This is a genomic window from Bacteroidota bacterium (assembly GCA_016213405.1).
Lineage (GTDB): Bacteria > Bacteroidota > Bacteroidia > Palsa-948 > Palsa-948 > Palsa-948.
This window is the reverse complement of record JACRAM010000071.1, coordinates 41,659-67,306: the sequence shown is the minus strand read 5'-3', so window position 1 is coordinate 67,306 and position 25,648 is coordinate 41,659. Positions and strand designations below refer to the sequence as shown.

Annotated in this window: 20 protein-coding genes; 11 read left to right on the top strand and 9 right to left on the bottom strand. The window is 39.5% G+C overall.

The window, feature by feature from the left end; translation table 11 throughout:
• Nucleotides 1-251 precede the first annotated feature (251 nt).
• The gene (locus HY841_09210; GenBank protein MBI4930927.1) at nt 252-824 is read left to right on the top strand and encodes a hypothetical protein; all 573 of its coding nucleotides are present in this window, start codon (nt 252-254) and stop codon (nt 822-824) included.
• Nucleotides 825-1,064: 240 nt separating this feature from the next.
• Here HY841_09210 and HY841_09205 read toward each other — a convergent pair whose 3' ends face one another.
• The 5 genes from HY841_09205 to HY841_09185 all read right to left on the bottom strand — a co-directional run bounded on the left by HY841_09205 (nt 1,065) and on the right by HY841_09185 (nt 9,484).
• Nucleotides 1,065-1,469: a hypothetical protein gene (locus HY841_09205; protein ID MBI4930926.1), complete on the bottom strand. Its 405-nt coding sequence runs from the start codon at nt 1,467-1,469 to the stop codon at nt 1,065-1,067.
• An 87-nt stretch (nt 1,470-1,556) separates the two neighbouring features.
• The gene (locus HY841_09200; GenBank protein MBI4930925.1) at nt 1,557-2,582 is read right to left on the bottom strand and encodes a deoxyhypusine synthase family protein; all 1,026 of its coding nucleotides are present in this window, start codon (nt 2,580-2,582) and stop codon (nt 1,557-1,559) included.
• Nucleotides 2,583-2,772: 190 nt separating this feature from the next.
• Entirely contained in the window at nt 2,773-4,254 is a 1,482-nt protein-coding gene (locus HY841_09195) for a LysM peptidoglycan-binding domain-containing protein (GenBank protein MBI4930924.1), read from the bottom strand.
• Nucleotides 4,255-4,412: 158 nt separating this feature from the next.
• Nucleotides 4,413-4,931 (bottom strand): hypothetical protein, encoded by a 519-nt coding sequence (locus HY841_09190; GenBank protein ID MBI4930923.1) that lies wholly within the window; start codon nt 4,929-4,931, stop codon nt 4,413-4,415.
• 71 nt (nt 4,932-5,002) lie between these two features.
• A complete protein-coding gene (locus HY841_09185; protein ID MBI4930922.1) occupies nt 5,003-9,484 on the bottom strand; it encodes a hypothetical protein in 4,482 nt (1,493 codons plus the stop codon).
• Between the two features lie 113 nt (nt 9,485-9,597).
• Between HY841_09185 and HY841_09180 the strand changes: the two genes are divergently transcribed.
• Complete coding sequence (locus HY841_09180; GenBank protein MBI4930921.1) at nt 9,598-10,245, top strand: sigma-70 family RNA polymerase sigma factor; 648 nt, start codon at nt 9,598-9,600, stop codon at nt 10,243-10,245.
• Complete coding sequence (locus tag HY841_09175; protein ID MBI4930920.1) at nt 10,242-11,951, top strand: tetratricopeptide repeat protein; 1,710 nt, start codon at nt 10,242-10,244, stop codon at nt 11,949-11,951. Before HY841_09180 ends, HY841_09175 begins: the two co-directional genes overlap by 4 nt.
• On the opposite strand, the gene HY841_09170 is transcribed toward HY841_09175, so the two are convergent.
• The 4 genes from HY841_09170 to HY841_09155 form a co-directional block, all read right to left on the bottom strand.
• Nucleotides 11,952-12,983, bottom strand: coding sequence for a M28 family peptidase (locus HY841_09170; GenBank protein ID MBI4930919.1), 1,032 nt, complete (start codon nt 12,981-12,983; stop codon nt 11,952-11,954).
• Nucleotides 12,965-14,440 (bottom strand): cysteine--tRNA ligase, encoded by a 1,476-nt coding sequence (locus tag HY841_09165; protein MBI4930918.1) that lies wholly within the window; start codon nt 14,438-14,440, stop codon nt 12,965-12,967. The genes HY841_09170 and HY841_09165 overlap by 19 nt, the downstream gene beginning before the upstream one ends.
• A 90-nt stretch (nt 14,441-14,530) precedes the next feature.
• Nucleotides 14,531-15,409 (bottom strand): toxin-antitoxin system YwqK family antitoxin, encoded by an 879-nt coding sequence (locus tag HY841_09160; protein ID MBI4930917.1) that lies wholly within the window; start codon nt 15,407-15,409, stop codon nt 14,531-14,533.
• Nucleotides 15,410-15,558: 149 nt separating this feature from the next.
• The gene (locus HY841_09155) at nt 15,559-16,512 is read right to left on the bottom strand and encodes an NAD-dependent epimerase/dehydratase family protein (GenBank protein ID MBI4930916.1); all 954 of its coding nucleotides are present in this window, start codon (nt 16,510-16,512) and stop codon (nt 15,559-15,561) included.
• A 79-nt stretch (nt 16,513-16,591) separates the two neighbouring features.
• Here HY841_09155 and HY841_09150 point away from each other — a divergent pair, with 79 nt between their 5' ends.
• From HY841_09150 to HY841_09115, 8 genes are all read left to right on the top strand, one after another.
• Nucleotides 16,592-17,614, top strand: a complete 1,023-nt coding sequence (locus tag HY841_09150) for a rhodanese-related sulfurtransferase (GenBank protein ID MBI4930915.1) — start codon at nt 16,592-16,594, stop codon at nt 17,612-17,614.
• Between the two features lie 31 nt (nt 17,615-17,645).
• Entirely contained in the window at nt 17,646-18,944 is a 1,299-nt protein-coding gene (locus tag HY841_09145; protein ID MBI4930914.1) for a 1-acyl-sn-glycerol-3-phosphate acyltransferase, read from the top strand.
• Nucleotides 18,945-18,953: 9 nt separating this feature from the next.
• Complete coding sequence (hisF, locus tag HY841_09140) at nt 18,954-19,736, top strand: imidazole glycerol phosphate synthase subunit HisF (protein MBI4930913.1); 783 nt, start codon at nt 18,954-18,956, stop codon at nt 19,734-19,736.
• Between the two features lie 81 nt (nt 19,737-19,817).
• The gene (gene hemA / locus HY841_09135) at nt 19,818-21,041 is read left to right on the top strand and encodes a glutamyl-tRNA reductase (protein MBI4930912.1); all 1,224 of its coding nucleotides are present in this window, start codon (nt 19,818-19,820) and stop codon (nt 21,039-21,041) included.
• 102 nt (nt 21,042-21,143) lie between these two features.
• Complete coding sequence (gene hemC, locus HY841_09130; protein ID MBI4930911.1) at nt 21,144-22,724, top strand: hydroxymethylbilane synthase; 1,581 nt, start codon at nt 21,144-21,146, stop codon at nt 22,722-22,724.
• A gap of 11 nt (nt 22,725-22,735) precedes the next feature.
• Nucleotides 22,736-23,704: a porphobilinogen synthase gene (gene hemB / locus HY841_09125; GenBank protein MBI4930910.1), complete on the top strand. Its 969-nt coding sequence runs from the start codon at nt 22,736-22,738 to the stop codon at nt 23,702-23,704.
• A gap of 86 nt (nt 23,705-23,790) precedes the next feature.
• The gene (locus HY841_09120; GenBank protein ID MBI4930909.1) at nt 23,791-24,921 is read left to right on the top strand and encodes a glycosyltransferase family 4 protein; all 1,131 of its coding nucleotides are present in this window, start codon (nt 23,791-23,793) and stop codon (nt 24,919-24,921) included.
• A 6-nt stretch (nt 24,922-24,927) separates the two neighbouring features.
• Nucleotides 24,928-25,608: a ribonuclease HII gene (locus HY841_09115; GenBank protein MBI4930908.1), complete on the top strand. Its 681-nt coding sequence runs from the start codon at nt 24,928-24,930 to the stop codon at nt 25,606-25,608.
• The last annotated feature ends 40 nt before the right edge of the window (nt 25,609-25,648 follow it).

Below are 25,648 nucleotides of genomic sequence, written 5' to 3'. Positions count from 1 at the left end.
TGAGGTTGTACGTTACTATGGTAAAGATGTTACAAAGGTAATAGATGGTTGCATGCAGTATTCATTTTTATTAACTTTTTAATGTGGAAAGGACTCTATACTAAAGTTATCTGCGAATACGAATTTTTACGAATGTACGAATAAATAGGAAGGATTAGTTTTTTGATTCGTGAATTCGTTTTTGATTCGTATTCGTAGATAGTAGAACCCAATAGTTTGTATCTTTGATTCAAAGACAAAAACCATTTCAGATGGCAAACGAATTAGACAAATTCCTCCACTCATTTGACGAGCAGGAAAAAAACAAACTGCAGGCGAATCAGCAGTTGTGGCACACGCAAAAGGAGTTTATTGCCGCTTTCAAAAAATCGCTGCATGAAATCATTCATCCCGCCATGATAAAAATTCTTGGCACCCTGCGCAAACGAGGCACGCTGGCAGTGGATCTCAAACACAGAAGAAAGCAAAGTACGGATATGTCGCATATAGAGGGATTCGATGTGCCGCCCGCATTAGATGATAAAACCCAGATGCTTTATAAGGATTACGAAAACTATTACCTCTCTGCCGGTGAGATGGCAGGTGGATTTTGTTTTATTCTTACCGTGCTGGGCAATTACTCCCTTCAAAAGGTGTGTGTGTTCACCGAATTCATTCAACACAGTCACAGTTCCCAAATAGTAGATACATCGGTTAAGAAAACCGAGGAGCGATTTGACCTCGCGCAGATAACCCCCGAACTCATGGATACGATTGTAACGGAAAGAATCAAGCAATTGATTGCCATAAAACAGCAAGCAGATGCTAATAAACCAGCTTTTTAGACAGATAATGATGTTTTTGGAACCATAACTGCAAGGTTTGGAACGGTAACCTCAAGGTTTGGAACCATAAAGGCAAGGTTTGGAATCATCTCTACAAGGTCTGGAACCATAACGGAAAGGGTTGGAATCATAACGGAGTAAATACGAATCATAACGGTGCAAATATGGTTCGTAACGAAGGCAATACAGTTCGTAACGGAAGCAATACCGTTCCAAACGGTGTAATTATAGTTCCCGCCTTTATTTTATTATAATTTCTTTTGTCTTAGGCGTATCGCTTTTTTCTGTGGTGCCGCGCACTTTTTTAGTTTTAATTTTCGGAACAATGTTTTTCAGTTTCTCTTTGTTTCTTTTCCTGATGGCTTTATCGGTTTTCCGCAGTTGCTTCCTGTACGCTTTTTGCTGCTTCTTCGAAAGAGCGCCTATTTCCTTTGCCATTTCACTTGGCTTTTTATCGGAATGAAGCCCGTGCCGCTCAATGTATTCTTTCCTCTTGATCTTGCAGGAAGAAATCCCAACAAATAGTGAAAGAATAAAAAAGAAATATATATAAGACTTACGCAGCTTTGCCACTAAAACACTAAAACACAAAAGTTTCCCTATAAATCGGGATGCATTTTTAGTGTCTTTGTGCTTTAGTGGCATGAATTTTATTTTTTGCGTAAGTCCTAATACAATTCGGTAAATCGTATAACTGGAACGAAAACGAGATAAGAATATTTCCAAAGAAAATTACCAGCCAAGAATGTAAGCAAACATCAGCGGAGCCACAATGCTTGCATCTGATTCAATCACAAAACGCGGGGTGTCAGGATTTAATTTGCCCCAGGTGATCTTTTCATTCGGCACCGCGCCTGAATACGAACCGTAGCTCGTTGTTGAATCAGAGATCTGGCAGAAGTAAGACCAGAACGGAGTGTTTTTTATTTTCATGTCCTGAATGAGCATGGGCACCACGCAAATCGGAAAATCTCCGGCAATGCCTCCGCCAATCTGATAAAACCCAACTCCTTTTCCTCCGCAGTTTTTCGGATACCAGTCGGCAAGCAGCATCATGTATTCAATTCCTGATTTCACGATGGTGGGTTTAAGGTCGCCAGCCAGGCAATAGGATGCAAAAACATTTCCGAGCGTGGAATCTTCCCAGCCGGGACAAACAATCGGAAGATTTTTTTCAGCAGCAGCAAGCAGCCATGAATCTTTCGGATCAATCTGGTACAAGGGCACAAGTTCACCGCTCAAGAGCAACTGGTAAAAATATTCGTGCGGCAAATATCGTTCTCCTTTCTCCTGCGCTTTTTTCCAGAGTGTGATCAGTTTGCGCTCAATTCTTCGCATGGCTTCTTCTTCCGGGATGCAGGTATCGGTAACACGGTTAAAACCTTTTTCAAAAAGTTTCCATTCATCCTGCGGACTTAGATCGCGGTAGTTCGGAATGCGTTTGTAGTGATCATGAGCAACTAAATTGAAAACATCTTCTTCCAGATTCGCGCCTGTGCAGGAAATAATCTGAACCATATTGTTGCGAATCATTTCAGCAAGAGAAACTCCGAGTTCGGCAGTGCTCATCGCTCCGGCAAGCGTAATCATCATCTTGCCGCCTTCATTCATGTGTGCTTTGTATGCTTTGGATGCATCCACTACGGTTGCAGCATTAAAATGGCGGTAATGAGTTTCAATGAAAGAAGAAATGGAATTTTTTGTCTTGCTTGGCTTAGCCACCAGCGTTTCTACAGAAGATTTTGTTGTTGTGCTCATTGCGAAATTATTTTTCAAAAATTAATTCAGCAAAAATATTTATTCTTTGACACAGTAACAAAAAAATCAGAGAAACTTTGTGAAATCTTTTCAAGAAGAAACGAACACAAGAAAATAAATTTAAAAGTTAAAAAAGTATTTTCTGGAATTTTCTTTTGAATTATTTGCCTGTAACTTTTGACTTAGCGGATTATCCTGTGATAAGGATTTTTATTTTTTGCCCCGGCATAATTTTTCCGCCTTCGAGATTATTCCACTGCTTGAGTTGTTCAATCGTTACTCCGTTTTCCTGCGCGATGCTCCAGAGCGAATCGCCTTTCTGAACAACCACATATTTGAATTTAGCATTGGAGGGAAGAGATGTTTTGGCGGTGTCGGCAGAAACTTCCTGTTTAACTTTTACAACCGATGAAGTATCAGCAGCCGTATTTGTTTTGGAAGAAGCCGTAACGGAATTTCCTTTCACCGGAATATACACCGTAAGTTTTTGCCCTGTGTGAAGTTTCGCACTCTTCAACCGGTTCCATGCTTTGACATCTTCAGGAGTGCATCCGTATCTTTTCGCGACTTTGCTGAGGGTTTCTCCTTTTCGTACTGTGTGAATCTTTGCGATTTCCTGAACGGCAAGCGTCTGCATCATGGAATCTTTTTTTGCGTATTCATATATTTCCGCTTCGTTGGCAATGAAACTTCCGATCTTTTCTGTAGGAAGACAAAGCGAGTAACAATTATCTTCTGAGTGCGGAACAGTTCCGCGCTTGTAGCAGGGATTTAAATACCGGATTTCATCCACCGACATGTTCAGCACTTTTGCGATCTGCTGGAAAGAAAGTTCTTCCTTAATATTTACGGTGTCAATATCCGCATACGTAATTTTCGGAACAGCGGGATATAAATTATGTTCTTCCCAGTGCGTCATCACATAATTCACCGCAATGAAAGCGGGAACATATCCCTGTGTTTCTCTAGGAAGATAAGGTCGGATTTCCCAATACGTTGTTTTTCCGCCCGAGCGTCTGATGGCTTTACTCACGGTGCCGGGTCCGCCATTGTAGGCAGCAAGTACCATCTGCCAGTCGCCAAACATATCATAGAGAAATTGTAAATAGTCGCAGGCAGCTTCTGTGGATTTGTAAGGATCAGAACGTTCATCTAAGTAAGAAGAAATTTTCAATCCCTGCATTTTTCCTGTTCCGTACATGAATTGCCACAAGCCCACTGCCCCAGCGCGTGAGCGCGCCATGGGGTTTAAGGCGGATTCAACAATGGCAAGATATTTCAGCTCAAGCGGAATTTTTTTCCTGTCAAGAATTTCTTCAATGATAGGAAAATACATTTTTGACATTCCCAGCATGCGCGATACCATGGCTCGTTTTCTAACCGCGTAGAGTTCAATGTAACTTCTCACTGCGTTGTTATAAATCAGATCAAACGGAGATTCAGCATCCAGTTTCGCAAGGCGCATGGCGTAAATCGAATCAGAATAATTAGGAACAGAATCAATCGGGAAATGATATTTGTTCGGAGTTATCTCAAGCGTTGATTTGTCAAAATACATCACGCGCGACAAGCTATCCAGCATGGAAGCGATTGGATCATCCGCAAAAATTATTGCGGAACTGTCTTTTGAAATTGGGTCAGATTGGGCGGAAGAAATCTCTGAAAGAAACATTCCAGCCGCGGTTATACATATATATACGCATCGCTTCATATACTCTTAACGACTCTCAGCCCTAAATAGTTTGCTTATTGGACGTTTAATCTACAATGTTAGACGAAATAAACAGGCGTTTGGTCTAAGGTGTGGTCAGATTTATCAACGAGCCAATGTTAATGCCAATTGAAGCAGAGAGCGTAAGAAGTTTTCGCTTTGTACTTTTTCGTGAACATTTTTTTCATTTTCATGTTCATCTTTCCCGAAAAAGTCCTTGACCATCGCTTCATGCCGAAAGATTTTTTGTGGTAATTCCCGCCAGATGAAGCGTGAGACGCTTTAATAGCTTGCTTTACCGCATCACAGTCATTGCATCCGGTAGTTTTTGACTGATTATTGTCTTCAGAACCGAATATACTTCCTGATGATTGTTGCTGAACCTGCGCTGGAGGATTTGCCTGTTGTTGAATCGCAATATTTGTTTGAATTGGATTTATGTCATCATTTATTTTTCCGGAAGCATTTCCGAGTGAATTATTGTTTTCATCAATTAGATTAATATAATTTACATTTTGTATTTGCGGAGGCGGATTAATGTTCGTGTTTGGTCCCTGTGCAAAGATTCCTATAGGAAGTGCGAGTGCGGTGAGAAGAAGTTTTGCCCCGACCCTAAAGGGAGAAAAAAGTGTTTTCATTGTTTTTTTATTTTTTCCCATTTCCTAAAGGGAGTTTGTATTTACTCCCTTCAGGGTTGGGGTTTGGTTTCTTATGCTTGCTTTTTAACAACTACCTTGCCACCGGCATCCCATGTTTTGTATTCATTGGTGTAATAGAGATAAGCAGAGGATGCAGGGGCTTCATACTCGCCAGGGATATCCGCTTTCAGATCAAGGTTGATCACCTTTTCTTCTTTCGGACCCATTCCGCGGTAGTAGAGGATGAGGTTGCTTCCGATTACTTCATAGTAGTCAAACATTTTTTTCTCCTGCATTTCTTTTAACTGCCAAGGTTGTAAAGAAAGTCCTGCTGGAATTCCGATAATCGCAATCGGGCTTGGCAATTCATCAGAAGTTTTGTTTTTTATTTCTGCAGTGAGACGAATTGTTTCACCTTGATTTGCCGACTTGCTTGCCAATTTAGTTTGCAAATCCACTTTGCATTCTGTATCGCTGTTTGGAAGCGAAGTGCTCCAACTTACAGCAACTGAATGTGGCAGAGGATTTTTTGCATTCGCGTATTTCACTTTAAGCGTGTGCTTTCCTTCCTTTATATACTGTTCCAAACCATCCAGCACAATTGCGTCTTTCTCTCCTGCTTTATAAGATTGTTCAGCAACTTGTTTTCCATCCACATAAAATTGAACTGTTCCGTCTTCAGGTGTGGACTTGTTTGCTTTCGCATATTCGGTCAATGCTTTCAGCGCGAGAACTGTTCCTTGTGTATTTCCGAATGAACCGTATCCGCTTCTGCTTTTCACAAGTGATTCGATTGCTTTGTTGGTCGCTTGCGTAGGACGATTCGGATCTTTCAACATCGCCATGATGGCAAGTGAAGTGGTTTCAATCGTTAAAGAGTTGCCCGTTGAATAGGTGATGGAGTGAGTAGTGCCGTCAAAACTTCCGTCTTTATTTTGTTTAGATAAAAGTTCTTCCATCACCTTGTCTGCGTTTTTGTCATTCAGTTTGTAAAGAGCGTTCGCACTCATAGCCAGCTGATACGGATCTTTATTTTTCATCGCAGTTTCGTAAGAAGCTTCTGCTTCTTTTTTCAACTCACCTCCATATCCTGCTTCAGCCATCGCATACACAATGTAACCATTCATCACATCTTCGCTTATCATTCCGAAATTGTGATACGCATTTCCACCACGCTTGAACCCGCCTTTGCCGTCTTTCTGCGAGAGAATCCAATCAGCAGTGCGGTCAATCATTTTCTGGTCAACGCCCTCGTAAACTTTTTTCAGATCGTTGAACTGCATGAGTCCGTATGCGGTCAGACCTTGATGTCCTGGCGCTTGTCCGAACCACTCATAACCTTTCTGCGAAGTTTCAAAAGTGGTGAGGCGTTTGTAACCTCTGTCCAGCATTCCTCCTGCGTAGGCAAGAAGTTTTTCATCTTTTGTGTCAGATGTTTTCAGATAATCCATCACCATTGCATTCGGATAACTGCTCATCGAAGTCTGCTCAAAACATCCACCCGGTTCGCGAAGAATTCCATCCACGCCTGTAAGCAAATCACTTACAACGGAAGGAAACGCAGTCAGTTTTACTTTAATGGAACCTTTCACCACATTTCTCAAATCCACTTCATATTCTGATTCGCCTTTGTCGCCAGAGAAAGAAGCAGTGACCGGAAATCCTTTCGGAATCACTTTCAGATTTTGTGCGAACGCATCTTTCATTCCACACGCTTTGAAAGCGATTTCAAAATTTCCCTCTGAAATTTCTTCTTTCACTCTGTATTCCAAATAAATTGTTTTTGCTTTTCCTGCCTGAAGTGTTTGCAATTGTGTAATGTTTGTGATTAACTCCAAACCTTTTGGTGCGGTAATGTTCAGCAATCCTGTTACAGAAGCCGAAGTATTATTTTTCAGCGTAAGAGGAATGGAAATCACATCTTCTGTTACCACCTCTGTAGGAATTTTTGTTGTCATGGAGAAAGGCATTTGTGTGAAGAAAGTTTTTTCAGTTCTGCCGATGCTTCCGTCATTTCCGATTCCTTCAACAGTTGTTTTGAATGATGTAATGTCATCAGAATTGTAAAAGGATACTTCCGCTTTTCCTGAATTATCCACCTGAACATTTGGGTTCCAGTAAATCGTAGAGCGGAAATCTGTTCTTTGTTCTGGATATTCTTCCTGCTTGTAAACAGGCGCTGAGAATTGCTTTGCGCGGTAATACACCACGGCATTCTGCGCTACAACTTTTCTATTGTTTTCAAAATCTCCATCGTTCGCGCGGAATTTTTGATCGCGTGCGTCATCCATAGCAATCTTTCCTTTCTTTTCTTTTTCGATCTTAGCCACTACTTCATTGTTTTGATTTTTCTTTCCTTCTTCGTCCTTTACTTTTGATTTATCAGCAACAGGTGCTTTATCTTTTTTCAAATGCTCGCCTTTTTGTGGCGCTTTTTCTGCTATATCAATTGCACCTAACTGCATTTCATTTGCAACCATCATCATATCTTCCTGAACTTCTAAATGTTTGTTCCCTGCTCCTCCGGCTGGCGCGCTTTGCGGAACTGCCCACCATCCGCCACTTTTAGATTTAGTGGTTGTTGAAGTAGTACCGTAATAATTATTGTTGTAATTAGGATAGAGATAGTACGCAAGATTCTGGTTGTAATCATAAACATTGAATTGCTGTTGATTGTAACCGCTTGCGTTCACGAAAAGATTTTTAGCTTCTGTCAGATCCATTTTTTTCACTGTGAATTTTCCGTTCTCATCTGTTTCAACAGTTGAACCGTCAGCGCTGATTTTCAACTTCGCATTTGCAATGGGTTTTCCTGTGTAAGCGTCCAGCACAGTTCCGGATACGATTGCTTTTTCTGCGGTGTAAGTAATGGCAGGCAATTCATCCGCCATAACTTTTTCCCAGGTAAATCTTCTCCATCCGCTGGTCATCATCACATAGTCAAGCGCTTTGTCTGATTTAGGTTCCTTCGCATCAAAATAAAAATTCGGTTCTTCAATTTTATCTTTGATGTCGTATTCCAAAAGAAGTTTGGAAAGAATATTTCCTTGTTTGTCATCTGCGAAAGCAAGCAACTGATCATTTGCAACACTGAGAGAAAGATTAGCGGGCATAGGCATTCCGCGTTCATCTTTCACCATAATGGTCATGTTCACTTTTTCGCGTGGAAGATATTTTTCTTTGTCCGTAGAAATAGAAACACTCAGCTGATTATTTTTATTCACGAACGCCAAACGCTCAGCGCGCTCAATTCCTTTTGAATCAAACAGTGTGAATTGTGCAACTCCCATAGGGAAAACGCTGGCTGGAATAAGAATTTCATTTTGTCCTGCTTTCGCATTAATAGCAGTAGCGTAACAAATTTTTCCACGAACTTGTCCAACCAAAGAAAGCTCTTCGGTTTCGGTGGTGCTGATGTTCAGAAGCATTTCGTTTGCGTTAGCATTTTCAACAGACAACACATAACCTCTGATTAATGGTTCAGGTAATTCATATTGTTCGGTGATTCCAACAGGACTTGTAATCTTTGCGGTATATTTTTCTCCGAGCGCGGGAGTAATTTCAAATGCGCCCATTCCATTATGAAAACTTGAGAAATCAGCAACTTTTTTTCCTTTGCTGTTCAATACAATTCCTTCCACATCAGCAGGTTTTCCAAATTCATTCAGCGCACGGAAAGCAACTTTGCTTTCTATTCCGCGAATTAAATCTCCGCCTTCAGGGAAGAGAGAGAAATTTATTTTTCCAAGCACAATGGGAATAGAACGGGAAATGGATTCGGTCTGTCCCTGATAATCAATCATAATATTGAGAAGTCCGTCATTCGTTTTTAATTTCGCAGGAAGTGTGAACTTCACATGTTTTTCTCCTATATAATCGGTGATGGTGGCTTCTTCCACAATTTTTTCACCGCCAATCTGTGCCACATATTTTATTTTATAAGAAGATAGCGGTTTGTTCTCGTTGGTCTCAATTTTAATTTTTGCTGATACTTCATCGCCCGCACCAAACGCCTTGCGGTCAAAATCCAATTTCATTTTCATGGCAGGCAATACAACATCCTGAACAGTTAATTCTTTTTCAAAGAAAGAAGAATCATTTTTCTGCCAGTTGGTGTACGCCTTCACTTTATATAATCCGCCTGGCGATTCTTCACCCAAAGAAAAATCTCCGCTCGCTTTTCCGTTCTTCGCAATAAGGCGAATGGTTTTTTCTACGCTTCCTTTCGGATTAATGAATTCCACATTCAGAATATCGCTCTGCGAACTTGCTTTTAGATTCTGTCCGTTGCGCAGATACGCAGAAAACCAAATGGTTTCTCCAGGATTATAAAACGGCTTGTCGAACTGAAGATACACGCGCTCTTCTGGCATTTTTGAATTCGCCTCAGTTGATTTTTTCTTCAGCGCCTTGATGAATTCGTTCTCAACCGTGGGCTGGTAGCTGGTTGGAGCCATCCAACTCATTAATGCAATCATTACGGAAGAAACTCCGATTGCTGTGAAAAATTTTCCACCTCGGGAAAATTTTGATGATGTGTGATTTGTTTTCATTGTTATAGATTTTTTAGTTGATTTCGGTTTATTTAACAGCATGATGCACGGTTTTTGAGCATTCCATAAACAAGAGGGAATTTTTTGGATATTTACATAAGAATTATTCACCGTTGGCTTCTTCATATAATATAAAGGACTGCTCTGATTCCGAACTCGTTCAGAAATTTCGGGATTCACGCGACAATGCGATTGTGGGCGAATTGTTTCAGCGTTACACGCATCTGGTGTTTGGCGTGTGTATGAAATATTTAAAAGATGAGGATGAGGCGAAGGACGGTGTCATGCAGATCTTTGAAAAGATTCTGACTGATTTGCACAGGCATAAGGTAGAAAATTTCAAGGGCTGGCTTTACATGGTGGCAAAGAATCACTGCCTTATGTATTTCCGAAGTAAAAAAATTCATGTTGAACTGCCGAGGCATTTGACCGGAGATTTTGGCGATAATCATTCGGATGATGAAACTTCTTTCGGGAATGATGACGGGGTGCCTGTGGAATTAACATCCAGTTTGCATCATAACGGGGAAGACAAAGAAAAACAACTTACTTTGATGGAATCTGCCATTAAAGAATTGAAAGAAGGACAAAAGATATGCATAGAACTCTTTTATTTGCAGGAGAAATCATATGAAGAAGTGGCGAAGATGACCGGATATACGATGAAAGAAGTGAAGAGTTATATACAGAACGGAAAACGGAACTTGAAAATTCTTATGACGACAAAATCAGTAGGCAATTGGCAAAAAAATAAAAAGTGAAAGAGGGAACTAACATATTCGCACACACAGATTGTCTTTCAGAAGAAATGCTTACGAAGTATATTTCTGATAAACTTTCTTCTGCCGAAAAACACGAGGTGGAAAAGCATTTGATTGACTGCGAAATGTGCTCAGATGCTGTGGAAGGATGGCAAATGATTTATGATAAAAAAAAGATTTCTAATATCACTTCGGAACTCAATCAGAAAATTCAGACACGAATTGACGCGAAGGAAGAAAAGAAAGAAGTGAAAATAATTTTCCTCCGGCAATACCGCACTCAACTGGCTGTTGCGGCTTCCATCTTACTGGTTGTCGGGCTCGTTTGGTTTTTCAAGAGCAATGTGTCCATGAAGGAAATGGATAATGCAGAAGCAGAAAAAATGTTTGCAGAAAAATTTTCACCTCCTCCTGCAGATTTGGACAACGAGGCAACAACCGGAAAAGAACAATCAGAACCCGATTCTAAAAATCCAGTTACTACTGCGCAGGACCCAACTCCGCTGAACAATATTTCGCTAGAGGAAGCACAAAAGAAATCGTTGCCTGCGGAATCTCCATCCTTTTCATCTGTTGAAGGAGCAAAATCAGGAAAAGATATTGCTGAAGAAAAACATTTGGGCTTGGCGGAAAACAAGATGGAAGATGTTCCTGTGCAAAATGCAGACCAACTTCGTAAGGGGATTGTTGCGAAGAAAAGCGAGGAAAAAGAAGACAAAAATTACTGGCGCTATAAAGAAGCAGAAACAACTCCTAAGGGAAATGTCACAACCAAATCGGAAGTTACTGTTCAAACGCGTGATGAAGACGGAGTTAAAGATGAAAAAGACCAAACCATTCTTTTAAGTAAAGAAGTCTCAAAAAATCAAAATGAATTTGAATCGCTGAAGGAAAAAGACAAGAAAGCGGATGAAACAAAAAAACCGCAGTCAACAACGGTCAACACTGAAGTTGTAACAGCAACGGGAGCTTCATCGGTTTCTGCTAATCAGCCTGTTCAGGATAAATCAAGTGCGCTTATGCAGGACAATAAAAAAACAATGGATGACCGCGAACGCAATGACGCCAATGCTGTGAACCGCGCTCAAGAAGGGCAAGGAGATGTGCTTGCGTATGAATCAGGAAAGAAAACAAAAGAAGAAAAATCCGGAGGCAAAGGCAAAGAAGATAAATCGCCAAAGAAAAAAATTTCAAGCGGTTATTATGATATGAAAACTTCTACTTCGGCTCCCATGCCTGAAACACAATCCCAAACAAAAGCCACAAAAACAGAAGTTGGAGCAGAAATAAACGGAAAACTTGATTCTGTCGCAGTAGGTGGAACATTCGGAACAATTCTGAGTGCAGATGGACTAATTGCTATTGACAGTGCAATGATTAAATATGACAAACAGGATTACGGTGGTGCCGTAAACGATTTTGAGCAAACGCTCAAACAAAATCCGAATGATGAGAAAGCATTGTTTTATTCTGCGGTTTCTTATATGAGTTTAGGTCAGACGGACAAAGCGCTTGTGAATCTCAACAAAATCCTTGCAAACAAAAACAGCAAATACTATGAGGACGCGCAGTGGTATTCATCGCTTGCCTACATTAAAAATAATGATACGAAGAACGCGCGCATGAATCTGATACCGCTTCAGAATAATTCCAAAAGTAAATATCAGAAACAGGCGGATGAAACTCTCAGGGAAATTATGAAGTAATCAGGGTTTTGGTTTTTGCTCCTCCCACAAAACTTCCAGAACAGTTTGCCCCACCGCTTTCAAAGTGCCTTTGTCAATGATGTTCATGTTGTCGCTGTGGCGGTGATGGTAATAGGGAAAATTTCCAATATTAAAATCCCAGTTCACAATATCTACGCATGGAATATTCGCACCAGAAATAATATAAGTGTGGTCATCGGTGATCTCATGGATATCGTCAAAGACAAAATATTTTAAGTAGTTAAGGCGTGATGCTTTGTTCCAGATTTTTTTTACAACATAGGGTGCAGATTCGCGTGAAAGTCCTTCTCTCGGAAATGTTGCATTCTTTGCACCAACCATATCAAGCAGAATTCCATATTCAGCTTTATACCCGATCTTATGAGGGTTTTTCGTCCAATACTGTGTACCGAGCGCCCAGGTATTTTCTCCATTGTCATTTTCTTTTCCATAATCTTCCAAATCGTCCAGCAGAATATCAATTCCCACATCGGGTTTTGAAATACTGAATTGGTGTGCGATTTCCAAAAGCACACCCACACCGCTTGCACCATCATCAGCACCGTCTGCGGGTTTATCTTTATTTATCGAATCCTGGTCAGCAAACGGGCGCGTATCCCAGTGAGAAAGAAGTAAAATACGATTTGTAATTTCAGGTTTGTAAGACGCGATAATATTTTTCAGGTTGAATTTTTTCCCGTCATATGTTGTAATGTTTCCGTTTTGGATTTGAGTTTCCAATCCGTAAGATTTTAGTTTTGAAACTAGATATTCAGCGCATTTTGCATGAGAAGCAGTTCCGGGAACACGAGGACCAAAATCTACTTGTTCTTTCACAAAAGCATAAGCAGAATCTTCATTAAATATCGGAGCGGGAGGAAAAACAGAAGTATTATTATTCGCATCCGTGTGATTGTTGTCGTCAATAGTTGTATCTCCTGAACAAGCCGAAAAGAAACAAGAAGTAAGAAATAATAAGTAAGCAGTAAAGCGGATAATTTGTTTCACGGAAATTATTTTTCTTTTTCCCATGTAGTGCCGTACTTAGTATCCTTGATGATGATTTTGCTTTTGGCAAGCCCGTCACGCAGTTTGTCAGATGTTTGGAAATCTTTTTTTGCTTTTGCTTCGTTTCGTATTTCAACGATTAGACCCATCAGGTTTTTTGTCAGTTCGTCATTATTTGTTGAGCTTTGTTCCTGCTGTAATCCCATCACATCAAAAACAAATTCATTAAAAATTTTCTTAAGTAATTCCAAATCAGATTTTGAAATTTCTTCTTTGCCGTCATTTACTGAATTAATAATCCTTACTCCTTCAAATAAATTCGCAATAAGAATAGGAGAATTAAAATCATCGTTCATTGCTTCGTAACATTTTGTCTGAAGCGCTTTTATATCAGATGTAGATTTATCTGATGGTTTCAGTGTGTCAAGAGTTTTGATTGCATTCATCAGTTTATCAAAACCCTTTTCAGATGCCTGCAATGCTTCATTGGAAAAATCAAGCGTACTTCGATAATGTGTTTGCAGCATGAAAAAGCGAACGGTCATAGGAGAATACCCTCTTGTGAGAAGCCGATGATTGCCAGTAAAAAGTTCCATTGGTAAAAATCCATTGCCAGCTGACTTTGACATTCGAACTCCATTTACAGTTAACATATTCGTGTGCATCCAGTATTTCACGGGTTCGCAATGATTGCATGCCTGCGACTGAGCAATTTCATTGGTGTGATGTGTGGCTATAAGATCCATTCCTCCTCCGTGAATATCGAAAGTAGTTCCTAAATATTTTGCGCTCATCGCTGAACATTCAATATGCCATCCCGGAAAACCCCAACCCCACGGTGATGGCCATCGCATGATGTGTTCGGGTTTTGCTTTTATCCAGAGTGCGAAATCAAGCCGTCCTTTTTTTTCATCCTGTCCTCCAAGCTCACGTGTGCCTTCCAGCAATTCTTCCTGTTTTCTGTTTGAAAGAGCTCCATAATTATTTTTCGTAGAATATTTTTCTACATCGAAATAAACTGTTCCATTCGATTCATATCCTAATCCTGATTCAATAATTTGTTTTGTCATTTCAATCTGCTCAGAAATATGTCCAGTCGCAGTTGGTTCAATGCTTGGCGAACGTGTGTTAAACAACCTCATCACTTCATGAAATCCGAGTGTGTATTTCTGTACGATTTCCATTGGCTCAACCTGTTCAAGTTTTGCCATCTTGGTAAACTTATCACCGCCCTCATCACGGTCGCCTTCTAAATGCCCTGCATCGGTGATGTTGCGCACATAACGTACTTTATATCCTGAATAAACCAGGTAACGATAAATTAAATCGAAAGACATGAATGTTCGGCAATTTCCCAGGTGCACATAATCATAAACGGTCGGTCCACAAACGTACATTCCGACAAATGGCGGATTAAGAGGAGTGAATTTTTCCTTCTTGCGTGTAAGCGTGTTGTATATTTCTATTTGCTGAAGTGCCATAATTGCAGACGAAAGTAGATAAAAAAATTAGTCCCGATAATTTCTTGCCGGGACTAATCTGAGAATCAAAGTTAGGTTTAGGGCTGACCTTTACTTATCTTTTTCTTCTATGGGCGCATCGCCAACATATTTTCCTGCCTTATAAACTGCAATGCGTTCTAGAATTCCATCTGTATTGTATACATAATCTTTTCCGTCAATCAGGCGATAATTTTTAAACTCCCCATCTTTAGAAATTCTTCCTCCTGTAAAGAAGAGTTTTGAGTATCCATTACCATCAAATGGTTTTTGTGCTGCGTTTGGTTTTTCAGTATTAGCATCAGCAATTTTAGGCGGTTCTTTTGAAACTTCTTCTTTCTTGGGAGGAAGAGGTTGTTTTGGTGCATACACTTCAGTATTCTCAGCATCCAAAGTGCCATCATTAAATGATTTTTTTGCTCTTAAGTCTCCGTTTTCATAATGCTCTTCCCATATACCAGCTTCTTTGCCGTCTTTCATTTCCCCTGTCATCATTACTTGCCCATTATCATAAAAATATTCCTGCTTTCCTTCGCGTTTGCCTGTGTTAGTATATTTGAAATTATAAAATGTTTGTCCATTATCATAGTATGACTTGTAATCTCCAACCCACCTATTGTTTTCCCAATTTCCTTCTTCCTGAAGTTTTCCGCTCTCATAATACATTTTCGCATATCCTTTCGGTCGATTATCTGTATATGTGATTTCACTTTTAAGTATTCCGCTTGGAAAGTACATTTTCCAGATACCTATTTTTTTACTGTCAGTAAATTTTCCTTCTTCAACTTTAGCTTCAGCTGGATAGGCGGGCAATTTTTTTACGCTATTATATACAATCCAATAACCCTGCTTAAATCCTGTAGAAGGATCAATCTGGTTAAGCGTGTCGCTATTTACAGATTGGGCGAGAGCAACCTGGCAGGTGAAAATCAGGAGTAGAAATTGCTTCATAAAATTTTCTTTATGTTCTATAGGTAAATGTACATCAATATTTGGGTTCATACAAGGGTTAAACATGACTTTTAGACGAGTGTTGGGTTTTTGACGATAAGCTAGGTTGTTTTATCGCTTATTTTAAGCGAATTTTCAAGATAAGAATATTATTTTTTGGATATTGAAACTGATAAATTTTCCAGCATATCTTTTACGGTTTCGTTTAGTGAATATTTATGAGACCATTTCCAATCATTTCTTGCCTTCGAATCATCAATACTTTTAGGCCATGAGTCAGCAATCTTCTGGCGGAAATCAGGAGTATAGCCGATAGAGAATTCAGGAAAATGTTTTTTAATTTCTGATGCGATTTCCTTTGGAGAAAAACTCATTGCGGAAATATTATAAGAAGAGCGGACTTCAACATTTGATGAATCAGTTTCCATAAGTTCAATGGCAGCCCGAATGGCATCTGGCATATACATCATAGGCAGGTAACTATTTTCAGACAGAAAGCATTCGTACCTTCCCTTAAGTGTTGCTTGGTAAAAAATGTCCACCGCATAATCGGTTGTTCCGCCACCGGGAGGAGATTTATAACTAATCAAACCGGGATAGCGCAAACTTCTAACGTCAACTCCGTATTTCTTAAAATAATATTCGCACCATCTTTCTCCTGCCAGTTTGCTGATGCCGTAAACAGTTGCCGGTTCCATTATCGAATACTGAGGAACGTTTTCTTTTGGGGTTGAGGGTCCAAATACAGCAATAGAACTTGGCCAGTAAATTTTTTTTATTTTTTTTTCTTTAGCTAGTTCAAGAACATTAAATAAACTGTTCATATTCAGTTTCCATGCGAACTGCGGATTTTTTTCTGCAGTGGCAGAGAGAAGGGCTGCAAGAAGATAAACCTGTGTGATGGAGTGGTCGGCAACAACTTCCTTTAGCCTTGCTTCATCAAGAATATCTAACTCTTCAAAAACACCTTTGTAATTGAATGGCTTCTTTATATCTGAAGCAATCACATTACCTGTTCCGTAAATCTCCTGTAACTTTTCAGTAAGTTCAGTTCCAATCTGACCGGAGGAGCCGATTACAAGTATTTTTTCAGAAGATGTCATATGGTGAATCGTTGCTAAAGTATAAAAATCTTAACTTTGAGAAGGGGCAATATTTACATTAATATTACTCTTCTAAACCGTGCAAAGATTTCCTTCCCGCAAAGAATTATTGAAACAGCTTCATGAAGAATCCTCCAAACGGTTTACATTTTCATTTTACCGATACGTGATTATTGAAGATGTTGAAAATCTTCGTGGAGAACTTTTGAAGAAATGGAAAGTGTTAAATGCCTTCGGAAGGATTTACATCGCGCGCGAAGGCATCAATGCACAGATGAGCATTCCGGAGGAGAATTTCCAAAAGTTTCAAAAGCAATTATATTCCGATAAAAGATTTTCAGATGTTCCTTTTAAGGTTGCTATTGAAGATAACGGCAAATCCTTTTATAAACTTACAATTAAAGTCAGAAAAAAAATTGTAGCAGATGGTCTGAAAGATGACTCATTTGATGTGACCAATGTTGGCACGCATCTTTCCGCTGAAGAATGGAATAAACAAATGAACAACGCTGTCGTTGTTGACATGCGTAATTTTTACGAAAGCGAAGTCGGGCATTTTCAAAATGCCATTTGTCCTGATGCGCACAGCTTCCGCCAGGAACTTCCAATGGTAAAAGAAATTCTTCAGGGAAAAGAAAACGAAAAAATATTATTGTATTGCACGGGTGGAATCCGCTGTGAGAAAGCAAGCGCTTATCTGAAGCATTATGGTTTCAAAGACGTAAACCAACTCTATGGCGGCATCATAGAATATGCCCGACAAGTAAAACTAAACGGACTTGAATCTAAATTCAAAGGAAAAAATTTTGTGTTTGACGAGCGTATGGGCGAAAGAATAACTGAAGATATTATTTCAAAATGTTATCAATGCAGTAAACTTTGCGACACGCATTATAATTGTGCGAACGATGGATGCCATCTTCTTTTTATTCAATGCGAATCCTGTCGTGAAAAATTTGAAGCATGCTGTTCGGATGAATGCCGGAAAATAATTCATCTTCCGATTGACGAGCAGAAAAAAATTCAGCGCGAGACCGCGAGAAACGTTCCCGCAAGTATTTTTTCCAGCCGCAAGCGCGCCAAACAACGCACACATAGCTGATTCCTTTGTGTGACTATCTTTGCCATCAATTATGCTGTATTATTTTCTGAAAATAGTTGTGGGTATTTCCACACGGATTTTTTATCGCAATCCACTTGTGTTGGGAAGAACGAATGTTCCGCTGAATGAACCGCTTATCATCGCATCCAATCATCCGAATGCTTTGTGCGATCCCTGTTCCATCGCGGTATTTTCAAAACAACGGATTCATTTTCTGGCGCGCGGAGACGTGTTTCAAAATAAAATCCTGTATTGGATTTTTGTCAGGCAACTTGGGATGGTTCCCATCTATCGGCTGTTGGAAGGTGCAGAAAACCTTCACAAAAATGAAGAGACATTTCGCATAAGTACTGAAAAGTTAAAACAGAAAAAAACAATCCTCATGTTTTCAGAAGGGATTTGCATACAGGAAAGGCGGTTGCGAAAACTTAAAAAAGGTACTGCCCGTATTGCTTTTGCTTCTGAGGAATCTGCAGATTGGAAACTGGGACTAAAAGTTATTCCTCTTGGAATGAATTACACAAACCCGAAAAAATTCCGGAGCGATTTAGTATTTAACTATGGAAAACCGATTGTCATGAAAGATTTCCAGGAAGTTTATGTAAAAGATAAAGCGATTGCGATTAATGAATTTACAAAACATCTTCAGAAAGAATTATCAAAACTGGTTGTGCATATTGATGATGTGCAAAATGACCAGCTTGTTTCAGATATGGAAGAGATATATGGGAATCAAATTACAGGGGTTAAAAAAGAAAAATTCATCACTACACAAAAAATAGTTCAAGCTGTAAATAATTTGAGCAGGCAAAACCATGAAACAGTAAATTCTTTCAGAAAGAAAGTAAGAAATTATCTAGCACAGATTGAAAACATCCATGTGCGCGATTGGGTTGTGAAAAAGGAAAAAGTTTCTGGTTTCCGGCTTCTGGCCTCTGGCTTCTGGCTGTTGCTCTGCTTCCCCTTTCATTTGTTCGGTCTTATTAATAATTATCTTCCGTATAAAATAGGATATGCTACCGCCAATCGCATTGTAAAGCAGGTTGAATTTCATGCATCGGTAAATATGTACGTAAGCGCCATGTTGTATTTGATTTTTTATCTTATACAAATTCTTTCTGTTGCGTTGATTTTCAGGAATTGGTGGATACTTGGAGCATACATAATTCTACTTCCGCTCAGCGGATTGTTTTCGCTGAAGTATTATACTTTTCTGAAAAAAACTTTCGGGCAATGGAGATTTTTTTCTCTTGAAAATAAAAAACGCGAAGAAATTATCAGAATGAGAAATGAATTAGTAAGCGAATTAGCATTATACTTTAAACTTTAATTTTTTTTCGTGCTTGCCAAACGCATCATCCCATGCCTCGATATTAAAGATGGTCGCACCGTAAAAGGCGTGAACTTTGAAAACCTCCGTGATGCTGGCGATGCGGTTGAGTTGGGAGAATATTATGCAAAGAACGGAGCGGATGAATTAGTTTTTCTGGATATCACCGCAACGAATGAAAAAAGAAAAACACTCTCAGCACTGGTAAAAAAAATTGCATTGCATGTAAATATTCCTTTCACGGTTGGCGGAGGAATTTCATCTGTTGAAGATGTTTCTGTTTTGCTCAATTCCGGTGCGGATAAAATTTCCATCAATACTTCCGCAGTAAAAAATCCAAACCTGATTTCTGATCTGGCAAAAAGGTTTGGAAGCCAGTGCGTGGTGGTTGCAATTGACGCTAAGGCAGTTTATCCACCTTTGGAGGAGGCAGGGGGAGGAAAAAACTGGAAAGTTTTCCTGAACGGAGGCAAAGTTCCAACCGACATTAAAGCATTCTTCTGGGCAAAAGAAGCCGAGCAAAGAGGAGCGGGAGAAATTCTTCTCACTTCGATGAATCACGATGGAACAAAAAACGGATTTGCTATTGAACTCACAAAAATAATTTCTGAATCAGTAAATATTCCTGTGATTGCTTCAGGCGGTGCAGGAACCATGGAACATTTTGCAGAAGTTTTCACCAAAGGAAAAGCAGATGCCGCCCTTGCAGCGAGCATTTTTCACTTTAAGGAAATTGAAATTGACGTATTGAAAAAATTTCTTAAGAAGAAAAACATTTCGGTCAGATTCTGATATTCCTGACCTATATCATATCCCTTTTGACAATTCCATGACAGTTTAACTTGACTCTTTTTAGAGATTTGTATAACAAATATGAATCGTTTCAAAATCATAGCCGTCACGCACAAGCATTTCGATATTTCTGATATTGGAAAATTTCATATTGACGAGAAAGAGTGGAAGAACCGCCTTTCTGAACTGAAAACAAAAATGGGGGTTGATGAGTTGATGTTCCTTTCCACCTGCAATCGCGTTGAATTTTTACTGAGCACTTCTCTGCAAATTGATGCTGATTTCGTGAAGAAATTTATTCTTTCCATTTATTCTGAAATAAATATTGAACATCTCAAAAAATCTGTTTCTTCAGCTTCTGTTTTTGAAGGAGAAGAAGCACTCCGACATCTTTTCCATGTTGCTTCTTCGCTTGATTCTTTGGTAGTAGGCGAGCGGGAAATTATCACGCAGGTGCGCAACTCCTATGAAATATGCCGGAAGTTTGGTTTGACCGGAGATGTTATCCGTTTAGTTGTTCAAAATACCATTGAGTGTGCCAAAGAAGTTTATACAAAAACAAATATTGCGAAAAATCCGGTTTCTGTTGTTTCGCTGGCTTATCGTAAGTTGAAAGAATTGAATGTAAAATTGGATGCGCAGTTTTTGATTATCGGTTCAGGAGTGACAAACACAACCATGACGAAGTATTTAAAAAAACATGGCTTCACAAATTTTGTTGTATTTAACAGAACTCTTTCTAACGCAGAAAAACTTGCCAACGAACTCAGCGGAAAATCTTTTCCTCTTTCTGATTTGAAGAATTATAAAAATGGTTTTGATGTGATTGTTACCTGCACGGGATCCAGGGAGCACATCATCACGAAAGAAATCTACACAGCTCTTATAGGCGATGACAAAGGCAAGAAAGTGGTGATTGATCTGGCAGTTCCGAATGATTTGGATGAAGAGATTCTGAAAAACTATGATGTGAATCTTATAGCAGTAAATAATTTACAGGAGATTGCCCGTAAAAATTTACAGGAACGCGAAAACGAATTGGCTTCTTGTGAAAAAATTATTTCTTTCCATATTGAATCCTTCCGTCAGGAATTAAAAGAAAGAAGGGTGGAGATTGCCATGAGTGATGTGCCGAAGAAAGTGAAAGAAATTTACGACACGGCTGTGAATGAAGTATTTTTCAAAGACATTGAAAAACTTGACACTCAATCAAAAGAAACGTTCGACAAAGTGATTGCCTACCTCGAAAAAAAATACATCAGCATGCCAATGAAAATGGCAAAGGAAGTAATGATGGAGAAGTAGCCAATCCCTAACCCTTCCCCAAGGGAAGGTGAATAATTCAAATTCCACGTGCCTAAATCAAGAAGCAAAAAGAAAAAGAATCTCTCTCCCCTTGGGGGAGAGTTGGAGAGGGGCTCCATAATAATCGGCTCTCGCGGCAGCGAACTTGCTCTCTGGCAGGCGAATTTTGTTTTGAGTGAATTGAAGAGAATAAAAATTGACGCAGAAATAAAAATCATAAAAACAAAAGGAGACATAGAACAAAATCTGAGCTGGGATAAAATGGAAGGCAAAGGTTTTTTTACCAAAGAAATTGAAGGCGCTTTACTAAAAAAAGAAATTGACTTAGCAGTGCATTCGCATAAAGATTTGCCAACCGATTTAGTTCCTGGATTAATCATTGCTGCAGTTTCTGAACGAGAAGATCCAAGCGAATTGTTGCTGATAAATAAAAATTCTGTAGATGAAAAGGAAAAATTTTCTCTAAAAAAAAACGCCATTGTCGGAACTTCATCGGCAAGAAGAAAATCTCAGATGCTTGCGTGGAGAAACGATGTGAAGCTGGAAGACTTACGGGGAAATGTTCCCACGCGAATTCAAAAACTAAGAGATAAAAAATACGATGCGATTCTGATTGCGAATGCCGGAATTTCAAGATTGGAAATTGATTTAAATGAATTTCATTGCGAAAAATTAGATGTGAAAGAATTTATTCCTGCTCCTGCACAAGGTGTTCTTGCTTTGCAGATTCGTGAAAGTGATAAAGAATTATTTGCAAGACTTCAGAAATTAAATCATCCTTATGTTTCAGAAACTATTTCGGTGGAAAGAAAAGTTCTAAACTTGTTTGATGGCGGTTGTCAACTTCCGCTGGGAGTTCATTGCGAGAAAGATGAAAATGAAGACGGTGAAACGATTTATAAAGTACGTGCAGCTAAAGCAGATTCATGGGATAAGTTTCCGAAATATATCTATGTGCAATCGAAGAAGTCAGAAGGATTGGCAGAAAAAGTAGTCGAGAAAATAAAAAACATAAAACCCTGTTCTGTTTTCATCAGCAGGGATTTTCGAAAGAATGATTTCTTCAAAAATTGTCTGGAAGCAAACGGATATCAAGTTTTCGCGCAATCGCTAATCGAGATAAAACAAATCGCGATGAGAAAATTTGTGAAAACAGATTGGATATTTTTCTCCAGCAAAAATGCTGTGAAACATTTCTTTGAACAGAAACCGGATGTGGAAGGAACAAAGTTTGGAGCTGTAGGAAAATCTACGGCAGATGAAATCCGAAAGTTTGGCAAGCGGGCTGATTTCATAGGAGATTCGGACAACACGAAAATGACAGGAAAAAAATTCTCTGCACTTGTCGGAAGTAAAACTGTTTTGTTTCCTCAAGCAAAAGCGAGCATGAAAACAATTCAGCTTCAATTGCCGAAGAAAGAAAATGTAAAAGATGTTGTTGTTTACGAAACTATTAAACACAACGATTCTCGTTTGCCGCCTGCTGGCTGCCAACTATTAATTTTTACCAGTCCTAGCAATGTGGAGGCATTCTTCGAAAAAAATAAAATCAGCTCAGAGCAAAAAGTAATTGCAATGGGAGACGCTACGGCAAATGCTTTGAAAAAGAAAGGAGTAAAAACAAATAAACAACCTGCTTCCTTTGATGATTTGGGATTAGTGCAAGCAGTGATGTCATTATAAAATTTTATACTATGATACAACGCCCCAGAAGACTCCGTAAAAACCCAATCATCCGCGAGATGATTGCAGAAACGAGATTGTGCAAGGACATGTTCATCTATCCGTATTTTATTGTTCCCGGAAAAAAAATCGTCCACAAGATTAATGCGATGCCGGGCATAAATCATTTTTCTGTTGATGAATTATTAAAAGATGCAGAGAAAGGATTAAAACTTGGAGTAAATAAAATTTTACTGTTCGGTGTTGGAGAGGAAAAAACAAAAGACGCGAGCTCATCGTTCAGCAATAATTCTGTTGTAGTGAAAGCCGTGAAAGAACTGAAGAAAAAATTCGGAGATGATTTGTACGTGATTACGGATGTTTGCGTGTGTGCTTACACCACACACGGGCATTGCGGAATTCTGCACAATGATTATGTGCATAATGATTCTTCGGTGGAAGTTTTGGCGAAAATGGCGCTGGCTCATGCGCAGGCAGGTGCAGATATGGTTGCGCCTTCGGATATGATGGACGGCAGAGTAGGAGCGATCAGAAATTTACTGGATGAAAAAAAATCAGAGAACACCGCTATCATGTCTTACGCGATAAAATTTTCTTCCTCTTATTATGGTCCGTTCCGCGAAGCGGCAGATTCGGCTCCGCAAAAGGGCGATAGAAAGACTTACCAGATGGATTTTCGTAACGGGCGCGAAGCTTTGAAAGAAGCATTGCTCGATGAACAGGAAGGCGCAGACATATTAATGGTAAAACCCGCGATGGCTTACATGGATGTGATTTCAAATTTGCGTGCAAATACATTATTGCCCGTTGCTTGCTATAATGTTTCCGGAGAATATTCCATGGTGAAAGCAGCTGCTAAAAACGGATGGATTGACGAACAGAAAATTGTGATGGAAAATATGCACGCTTTCGCGCGCGCTGGAGCGGATATTATTATTTCGTATCACACAAGGGATATTATGGAGAAAAAATGGCTGTAGATATCAGCGAATGCGGATAAATACGAATTTGCGAAGGAATACAATCTTTTCGTAATTCGTACATTCGCAAAAATTCGTATTTGTAGATGATCATCGCAGTTAACACCCGCCTCTTACTCAAAGACAAGCTCGAAGGTATCGGCTGGTTCACCTATGAATCGCTGAAGCGGATTACAAAAAATCATCCGGAACATAAATTTCTTTTTCTGTTTGATCGCCCTTTCTCCGAAGAATTTATTTTTTCAGATAATATTTTACCGATAGTAATTAGCCCTCAAGCGCGCCATCCTTTTCTCTGGTATTGGTGGTTTGAGCAATCAATCCCCAAAATCTTTCACAAGCACGAGCCGGATTTATTTCTTTCTCCTGATGGTTTTCTTTCATTGAGTTCTTCGCTGAAACAAATTCCTGTTATTCACGATTTGAATTTTGAATATTATCCTCAGGATATTCCCTTACTAGCAAGAAAGTTTTTTAAAATATATTTTCCAAAGTACGCGAAGAAAGCAGACCGCATTGCCACCGTTTCGGAATATTCAAAACGGGATATATCAAAACTCTACAAGGTCTCTCCTGAGAAAATTGATGTGGTGTATGATGGAGCGAATGAAGCATTCAAACCCGTTTCTGAATCTAGCGGATTGAAAGTCCTACCCAATGGGGAGGATTTAGGAGGGGCTTCCTATTTTCTTTTTGTAGGCGCTCTTTCTCCACGCAAAAACATTGCACGTTTGCTTAAGGCATTCGATGAATTCAAAAAAACAGAAACATCAGAAATGAAATTGCTTGTTGTTGGAGAAAAACTATTTATGACAAGCGAAATAGAAAATGTTTATTCTTCCATGAAGTTTAAGAGCGATGTTATTTTCACAGGAAGATTAGGCACAAATGATTTGAAAGATGTGATGGCTTCTGCGTTTGCACTGGTTTTTGTTCCCTACTTTGAAGGTTTTGGAATTCCTATTGCGGAAGCCATGTATTGCGATGTGCCTGTGATAACTTCAAATGTAACCTCCATGCCCGAAGTCGCAGGAAATGCGGGACTGTTGGTTGATCCCTTTTCAGTTGATTCAATAAAAAACGGAATGATGAAAATTTATAAAGATGAATCAGTACGCAATCAACTGATAACAAACGGAAGAAAACAAAGAGAAAATTTTTCCTGGAATAAAACAGCGGAGAAACTTTGGAGTTGTATGGAAAAAGTACTTTCGTAAAAATAAATGCTCAAACCCTATTTCGATAAATCACTTTTAGAAGCCGGTTGCGATGAAGCAGGAAGAGGTTGCCTTGCTGGTCCTGTATTTGCTGCTGCTGTGATATTACCAAAAAGCCCATCCCTATCCCTTCCCGAAGGGAAGGGAGTTTCTCCCCTTCGGGGAGACGGAAGAGGGGCTTGGACTTTTCTTGAAAAAGTTAATGATTCCAAAAAACTTACACATGAAGTCAGGATGGAACTTCGCCCCATCATTGAAAAAATTGCTTTGTCCTATGTTGTTGAAAAGGTGAGCGTGGAAGAAATTGACGAAATAAATATTCTCAACGCTTCTTTTCTTGCCATGCACCGCGCCATTGCGAAACTTGAGTTTGAACCCGAACTTCTTTTGATTGACGGCAACCGCTTCACAAAATATAATTCCACATCCGGAAAAAAAATTGCTCATCAGTGCATCATTGAGGGTGACGGAAAATATCTTTCCATTGCCTGCGCTTCCATTCTTGCCAAAACCTATCGTGATGATTACATGAATGAGCTGCATGAAAAATTTCCGAACTACATCTGGAATCAGAATAAGGGCTATGCTACCCGCGCGCACCGTTTCGCCATAGAGCAATTTGGAGCAACCGAGCATCACAGAAAAAGTTTTACGCTCCTGCCCTCCCAATATGAACTGGATTTCTAAAGCCCCATCCCAACCTTCCCCATTGGGGAAAGAGCTTTGA